The sequence below is a fragment of the Geodermatophilus chilensis genome (assembly GCF_002802985.1).
GTDB classification, from domain to species: domain Bacteria; phylum Actinomycetota; class Actinomycetes; order Mycobacteriales; family Geodermatophilaceae; genus Geodermatophilus; species Geodermatophilus chilensis.
In genome coordinates this window covers 1-7,474 of the sequence record NZ_NVPT01000213.1, presented here as the reverse complement: position 1 = coordinate 7,474, position 7,474 = coordinate 1, and the positions used below count along the sequence as shown (strand labels likewise).

5 protein-coding genes are annotated in these 7,474 nt (G+C 73.7%); 1 reads left to right on the top strand and 4 read right to left on the bottom strand.

All coding sequences use genetic code 11. The features are described from left to right. A partial coding sequence (locus tag CNO22_RS24150; protein ID WP_100501804.1) for a M20 metallopeptidase family protein occupies positions 1–1,354 on the bottom strand: 1,354 nt, incomplete at its 3' end. Positions 1,355–1,438: 84 nt separating this feature from the next. Between CNO22_RS24150 and CNO22_RS24145 the strand changes: the two genes are divergently transcribed. Next, positions 1,439–2,449 (top strand): Lrp/AsnC family transcriptional regulator, encoded by a 1,011-nt coding sequence (locus tag CNO22_RS24145; RefSeq protein ID WP_100501803.1) that lies wholly within the window; start codon positions 1,439–1,441, stop codon positions 2,447–2,449. A gap of 58 nt (positions 2,450–2,507) precedes the next feature. Here the strand turns inward: CNO22_RS24145 and CNO22_RS24140 are convergent, their stop codons facing one another. Genes CNO22_RS24140 through CNO22_RS24130 form a run of 3 tightly spaced genes read right to left on the bottom strand, consistent with a single transcriptional unit; the run spans position 2,508 to position 7,361 of the window. Further along, entirely contained in the window at positions 2,508–3,884 is a 1,377-nt protein-coding gene (locus CNO22_RS24140; protein ID WP_100501802.1) for an L-serine ammonia-lyase, read from the bottom strand. After that, positions 3,884–4,486, bottom strand: a complete 603-nt coding sequence (locus tag CNO22_RS24135; RefSeq protein WP_100501801.1) for a sarcosine oxidase subunit gamma — start codon at positions 4,484–4,486, stop codon at positions 3,884–3,886. The genes CNO22_RS24140 and CNO22_RS24135 overlap by 1 nt, the downstream gene beginning before the upstream one ends. After that, entirely contained in the window at positions 4,479–7,361 is a 2,883-nt protein-coding gene (locus tag CNO22_RS24130) for a sarcosine oxidase subunit alpha family protein (protein ID WP_100501800.1), read from the bottom strand. Before CNO22_RS24130 ends, CNO22_RS24135 begins: the two co-directional genes overlap by 8 nt. Positions 7,362–7,474 lie beyond the last annotated feature (113 nt).

Here is a 7,474-nt window from a genome sequence, read left to right as displayed (position 1 = left end):
TAAGAGTAGAGAGATAGAGAAGAGAAGAAAACACGAGGAAAGGTGGAGTGGAGACTAGGAAAGAGGAGGTAGGGGAGAAAGCTAGACGGGGCGGGTGCACGGCGGCGTCGGGTGTGTATAAGGGACAGGTGGGGGGCAGGGCGGTGCGGCGGAGAGCGAGTTCGGCGTAGGCCCGTGCGCCGTCGGCGAGGACGGCGTCGTCGAAGCGGGCCTGCGGCGAGTGGTTGAAGGGGGCGGTCTCTGGGTCGAGTCCGGTGGGCACCGCGCCCAGCCCGACGAAGCTGCCCGGCACCCGCTGCAGCACGCGGGAGAAGTCCTCGGAGCCGGTCAGCGGGTGGGCCAGGGACGCGTGCCGGTCCGGCCCGAACAGGTCGGAGAGCGTGTCGGCGGCGAAGGCGGTCTCGTCCGGGTCGGTGACCGTCACCGGGTACTCGGCCCGGTAGTCGACGTCGACCTCGACCCCGTGCGCGGCGGCGATCCCCTGCAGGAGCCGGGGGACGGCGGTGGTCATGGCCTCGCGCGCGGCGGTGGAGAAGGTCCGCACCGTGGCCTCGAAGGTCGCCGTCCCCGGGATGACGTTGCGCCGCGTCCCCGCGTGCAGCGCGCCGACGGTCACCACGACGGGGTCGAAGACGTCGAACTGGCGGGTCACCATCGTCTGCAGGCCGGTGACCATCTCCGCGACGGCGGTCACCGGGTCCTTGGCCCGGTGGGGCGTCGAACCGTGCCCACCCGCGCCGCGCACCGTGACGAACAGTCCGTCGGACGCGGACAGGATCGGGCCGGGGCGGGTGACGAACCGTCCCTGCGGGACGAGTGCGGAGAACACGTGCAGGGCGAAGGCCGCATCGACCGGACGGCCGGCGGCCCCCAGCAGGCCCTCCTCGAGCATCACCCCGGCGCCGTCGCAGCCCTCCTCGCCCGGCTGGAACACCAGGACGACGTCCCCGGCGAGGCGGTCGCGGTGGCGGGCGAGCAGGTGTGCCGCGCCGACCAGCATGGTCGTGTGCAGGTCGTGACCGCAGGCGTGCATGGCACCGGGGACGCGTGAGGCGAAGTCCAGGTCGCTGTCCTCCTGGACCGGCAGGGCGTCCATGTCGGCGCGCAGCAGGACGACCGGACCCCGGGCGGCGGCGGTGCCCCGGAGGACGGCGGTGACCGACGTCGTCCGGGTCCCCGTGCTGATCTCCAGCGGCAGGTCGGCCAGGGCGTCCAGGACGCGTCGCTGGGTGCCGGGCAGCACGAGCCCCACCTCGGGTTCGGCGTGGAGGGCGTGCCGGAGCTCCACCAGGTCACCGGCGAGGGCGTCGGCGTCGTTCCGCAGCGTTGGTGCGGTCGCTGTGATGTGAGTCATGGTGCGGCTACTGTGGTGCGACGCACAGGCGCGTCGCGCCAGAGCGAGGATTCGTGCACGAGGGCCGCGCAGGAAGAGAGAGACGTGCACCGACTCCTGGAGGATCCGGACCTGGCGCTCATCCACGCGCTGCAGATCGCCCCACGGGTCAGCTGGGCCCAGGCCGGTCAGGTCCTCGGTGCGTCACCGGCGGCGCTCGCCGAGCGCTGGGCCCGGCTCCGGGGCAGCGGGCTGGCCTGGGTCACCGCCCACGTCAACGCCTCCAGGCCGGACCTGATCGTGGCGTTCGTCGAGGTGGACTGTCTCCCCGAGGCCCGTCCGGACGTGGTCCGACACCTCTGCCAGGACCCGCGTGCGGTCACCGTGGAGGAGGCGGCGCGGGGACGTGACCTCCAGGTCACCGTGATGGTGCGCGACCTCCGGGCGTTGACGCGGTTCGTCCTCGAGGACCTGCCGCGGGTGCCCGGCGTCCGGCAGACCCGGTCCCGGCTCGCCACCGGCCTGCACTTCGAGGCCAGCCGCTGGCGACTGGACGTCCTCGAGCCGGCGCAGGTCAGATCGCTGGCCGCCGTCGCGGGTCAGCACCGGGGTGAGCCCGGTGGAACGCCGCCACGGGATCCCGGGCCGCTGATGGAGGCGCTCGCCGTGGACGGACGGCTGGCGGCCTCCGACCTGGCCCGTCGGACCGGTCGCAACGCCGCGACGGTGCGCCGCCAGCTGCCCCGCCTCCTGGCCTCCGGGCGGCTCACCTTCCGCTGCGAGGTGGCCCAGTTCGACGCGGGCTACCCCGTGTCGTGCAACTGGCTCGCGCGGGTGCCGGTGGAGGAGCACGCCCGGACGGTCCAGGCACTGGCCACCCTGCCGGAGTTGCGCCTGTGCGTGTCCACGACCGGCGAGACCAACATCATGCTGACCGCCTGGACCCGGTCGTTGGCCCACCTGCTCTCCCTGGAGCGACTCATGGGCGAGCGGCTGCCGTGGCTGTCCATCGTGGACAGCTCCGTCACGCTGCGGGTGGCCAAGCGGATGGGATGGCTGCTCGACGACGAGGGCCGGTGCACCGGCGAGGTCGTGGTCAACCGCCTCGAGGCCTGACCTCGCCCCACGCCGAGGGGCGAGGGGGACGACGCGACTTCCCCGGCGGTACCGGGAGCTAGCACTCGATGACGTTGACGGCGAGGCCGCCGCGCGACGTCTCCTTGTACTTGACCTTCATGTCCCGCCCGGTGTCGCGCATGGTCTTGATCGCCTTGTCGAGGCTGACCTTGTGGCTGCCGTTCCCCGACAGGGCCAGCCGGGCGGCGTTGATCGCCTTGACGCTGGCGATGGCGTTGCGCTCGATGCACGGGATCTGCACGAGGCCGCCGACCGGGTCGCAGGTGAGGCCGAGGTTGTGCTCGATGCCGACCTCGGCGGCGTTCTCCACCTGCTCCGGGGTACCGCCGAGCACCTCGCAGAGCGCCCCGGCCGCCATGGAGCAGGCCGACCCCACCTCGCCCTGGCACCCCACCTCGGCGCCGGAGATCGACGCGTTCTCCTTGAACAGGATGCCGATCGCGGCGGCGGTGAGCAGGAACCGGACGACGCCGTCGTCGTCGGCGCCCGGGACGAAGCGGGCGTAGTAGTGCAGGACGGCGGGCACGATCCCCGCCGCGCCGTTCGTGGGCGCGGTGACGATCCGCCCGCCCGAGGCGTTCTCCTCGTTCACCGCGAGGGCGAAGAGGTTCACCCAGTCCATCACCCGCAGCGGGTCGACGGAGTCGGCGTCCTGGCTCAGCCGCCGGAACAGCGCCGGGGCGCGGCGCGGCACCTTCAACCCGCCGGGCAGGACCGGCTCCTCCCGGTGGCACCCCCGCTCCACGCAGGCCTGCATGACCGACCACAGGTGCAGCATCCCGGCACGGACCTCGGCCTCGGTACGCCAGGCCTGCTCGTTGGCGAGCACCACGTCGCTGATCGACATGCCCTCGCGCGCGCAGTGCTCCAGCAGCTGTGCCCCCGTGGTGAAGGGGAACGGCAGCGCCGTGTCGTCCTGGACCACCCGGTCCGCACCGGTGGCCGCCTCGTCGACGACGAAGCCGCCTCCGACCGAGTAGTAGGTGCGCTCGGCCAGCAGCGCGCCGTCGGTGCCGAGAGCGCGGAAGACCATGCCGTTGGGATGGGCGGGCAGGGACCGGCGGCGGTGCAGCACCAGGTCGCCGTCGGGGTCGAAGGCGACCTGGTGCTTGCCGGCCAGCAGCAGGAGACCCTGCGCGCGGGCCCGGGCGACGCGGTCGTCGGAGGAGTCGATGTCGACGGTCGCCGGGTCCTCACCCTCCAGCCCCAGCACGACCGCCTTGGCCGAGCCGTGGCCGTGGCCGGTCGCCCCCAGGGAGCCGAACAGCTCCGCCTGCACCCGGGCCACCTCGGGCAGCCGGCCGGCGTCGGCCAGGCCGTCGACGAACATCTTGGCCGCCCGCATCGGCCCCACCGTGTGCGAGGAGGAGGGGCCGATGCCGACGGAGTAGAGGTCGAACGCGGACAGCGCCATCAGGGCACCCGCGGGCCCTCGTACTCGGTGGCCGCGTCGAGCAGCCAGCGCGCCACGTAGTCGGCGAACGACGACCGGGGGAGGACCCGGTACGTCGTCCCGCCGGTCTGCCACAGCAGGACCGGTACCGGCCCGAGGGTGGTGGCCACCGCGCGGCCCGGCCCGAAGGAACGCGGGTGCAGGTCGACCGGGCAGCCCTTCTCCAGGGCCTCCCGGGCCGCCGGGCCGGAGAGCTCCAGCACAGTCCGGTTGGCCGACACGTCGACCACCGCACCGCGGTCCCCGGCCAGGGCGTCGCGCAGATCGGCCGCCAGCGCACCGGGGTCGGCCTCCGAGACGACCAGCCACTCGTCCGGGCCCAGCCACAGCGCGCTGTGCGGGCCGGACGACGTCACCTGCCCGCACGCCTCCGGGAGCGCGGCGCCCAGCCGCTCGCCCAGCCGGGCGGACGCGACCGAGCCCGGCTCCACCCGGATGCTCACCATGCCCAGGAACGGCAGCTCGCGCAGCGCCACGCCCCGCTCGCCGGCGACGCGCTCGGCCTGGAGCCGGTCGTGCAGGTGGTGCAGCGGGCTGCGCCGCAGGGTCGTCGGGTCAGCCATCTCGCTTGGTCCCTTCCGGGTCGTAGAGAACGGGGTCGGCCACGGTGACCGGGACCAGGTCCTCGCCCACCGGCGCGAGGAGGGTCTGGCCGATCCGGTTGCGGCCGTCGGCGACCAGCGCCAGCGCGAACGGCTGCTCCAGGGCCTGGCTGTGGTAGCTGGAGGTGACGTGGCCGAGCATCGGGACGGGGCCGTCGGCAGGGGTGACCGGCACGTCGGGGGCGATCACCTGCGTGCCCTCCGGCAGCCGGGTCGTGCGGTCCTCGGACAGCAGCGCCACCAGGTGCTTGCGGTCGGTGCGGGCGGTGTCCGCCCGGCTGAAGGACCGCTTGCCGACGAAGTCCTTCTGCTTCGAGACGATCCACGCCATCCCCAGGTCCTGCGGGGTCACCGTGCCGTCGGTGTCCTGCCCGACGATCGGGTAGGCCTTCTCGGCCCGGAGCACGTGCATCGTCTCGGTGCCGTAGGGCGTGATGCCGAGGTCGGCTCCGGCGGCGTGCACCTGCTCCCACACCGCCAGCCCGTACCAGCCGGCGACGTTGACCTCGTAGGCCAGCTCGCCGGAGAAGGAGATCCGGCAGATGCGGGCGGGGATGCCCGAGGCGAGGGTGGTCTCGCGGAAGGTCATGAACGGGAACGCCTCGTTGGACACGTCCAGGTCCGGTGCCAGGCGGGCGACCACCTGGCGCGACTGCGGCCCGACGACCGCGACCGTCGTCCACTGCTCGGTGACCGAGGTGCACCGGACGTCAAGCTCCGGCCACTCCGTCTGCAGCCACTCCTCCAGCCAGTCGAGGACGCGCGCCGCGCCGCCGGTGGTGGTGGTGGTGAAGTAGCGGTCCTCGGCGAGGCGGAGGGTGACGCCGTCGTCGAAGACCATCCCGTCCGGCGTGCACATCACGCCGTAGCGGGCCGAGCCCACCGGCAGCTTCTTGAACGCGTTGGTGTAGATCCGGTTGAGGAACTCCCCGGCGTCGGCGCCCCAGATCTCGATCTTGCCGAGGGTGGAGGCGTCCATCATCGCCACGCCGGTGCGCGCGGCCAGGCACTCGCGGGCGACGGCGGCGTCGAGGTCCTCGCCCGGCTGCGGGAAGTACCACGGCCGCAGCCACTGGCCGACCAGCTCGAACTCCGCACCGTGCGCCACGTGCCACGGGTGCACCGGGGTGGTCCGCTCGGGGTCGAACAGGTCGCCCCGCTCGCGCCCGGCCAGGGCGGCGAAGGAGACCGGGGTGTAGGGCGCCCGGTGGGTCGTCGTCCCGATCTCGCCGACGGAGGCGTCGCCCAGGGCGGCGGCGATGACGCCGATCGCGTTGACCGCGGAGGTCTTGCCCTGGTCGTGCGCGGTGCTGATGGACGTGTAGCGCTTCACGTGCTCGACGCTGCGCATGCCGGCGCCCGTGGCCCGCCAGACGTCGGCCACGGTTTGGTCGCGCTGGAGGTCGACGAAGTGCTCGGTCCACCCTGCCGGGTCGCCGCTGCGGCCCGGGACCACCCACAGCGGCCGGGTCGGACCCGGGGTCGACGAGCTGACGCCGACCGGAGCGGTCGCCTCGACCGGGAAGCCCGCCGCGACCGCAGCGGCGATCCCCGCCGTGGTGCCGTCGGCGAGGCACCCGTCGAGGGGAACGGTGCCCCGCGCCGCTCCGACGACCTGCTGGTCGCGCACCGTGCCGTCCGGTACGAAGCCCGCCAGGGTGTCGTCCCAGCGCAGTCGGCCCTGGCGCTGGCTGTGCAGGTGCACCACCGGGCTCCAGCCGCCGGAGACGGCGAGCAGGTCGGCGTCGAGACCCTCGACGTCCCCGGTGGGCAGGTCGTCGGCGTCCAGGGCGCTGACCAGGACGCCGGTGAGCCGGGGGTCCCCGAGCGTCTCCACCACGGCGCTGCCGGGGAGGACGCGGACCCCGGCCGCGGCCAGCTCGCTCGCCCGGCGGGAGAGCTCCGGCCGCGCGTCCACGACGGCCGCGACCTCGACGCCGGCGGCGAGCAGGTCCTCCGCGGTGTCGTAGGCGCTGTCGTTGGTGGTGGCCACCACGACCCGAGAGCCGGCGGCGACGGCGTACCGGTTGAGGTAGCTGCGCACCGCGGAGGCCAGCATGACGCCCGGGCGGTCGTTGCCGGCGAACACCAGGGGCCGCTCGTGGGCACCGGTGGCGAGCACGACCTGCCGGGCGCGGACGTGCCACACCCGCTGGCGGGAGACCCCCCGTGGCGCGGGGTCGGGCAGGTGGTCGGTGCGGTGCTGGACGGCGACGACGTAGTTGTCGTCGTAGCTGCCGAAGGCGGCGGTGCGGGTCAGGACGACGACCTCGGGCGAGGACGCCAGCTCCGCGGCCACCCGCGCCACCCAGTCCAGGGCCGGAGCGCCGTCGACGGTCTCGCCGCGGCCCGACAGCAGGGAGCCGCCGAGCTCGGGCTGCTCGTCGACGAGGACGACCCGCGCACCGGAGCGGGCGGCCACCGACGCCGCCGCGAGGCCGGCCGGTCCGCCACCGACGACGAGGACGTCGGTGTGCACGAACTTCTTGTCGTACACCGCCTCGTCCGGCGTCGGGTCCAGTCGGCCCAGACCGGACAGCGTCTGCGCCCGCAACCCCTCGACCAGGGACACGGTGGTGGCGGTCAGCATCGACTCCGACACGTCGCCGGCCACCTGCAGCAGTGCGTTGGGCTCCTCGACCCCGGCGGCCACGATGCCGCGGGGGCGGCCCCGGTAGATGGACGGCGCGACCTCGATGCGACCGTTGGCCAGCAGCGCCGAGGCGACGGTGTCGCCGGGGTGCCCGGTCAGCTCGACGCCGTCGACGGTGAAGGGCAGGACGGTGTCCCGGTCGATCCGGCCGCCGCTGGGCAGCCGGGAGGGCTGGGTGGTCACGGGTCCTCCTCGCTGGCGCTCGTCGGCCACGTGACCGACGGTGTTGTGTTCATTGCGTGACCGCGCTTGCGAGGTCACGCAATGAACACAACACCGTCGGTCACGTGGCAGCG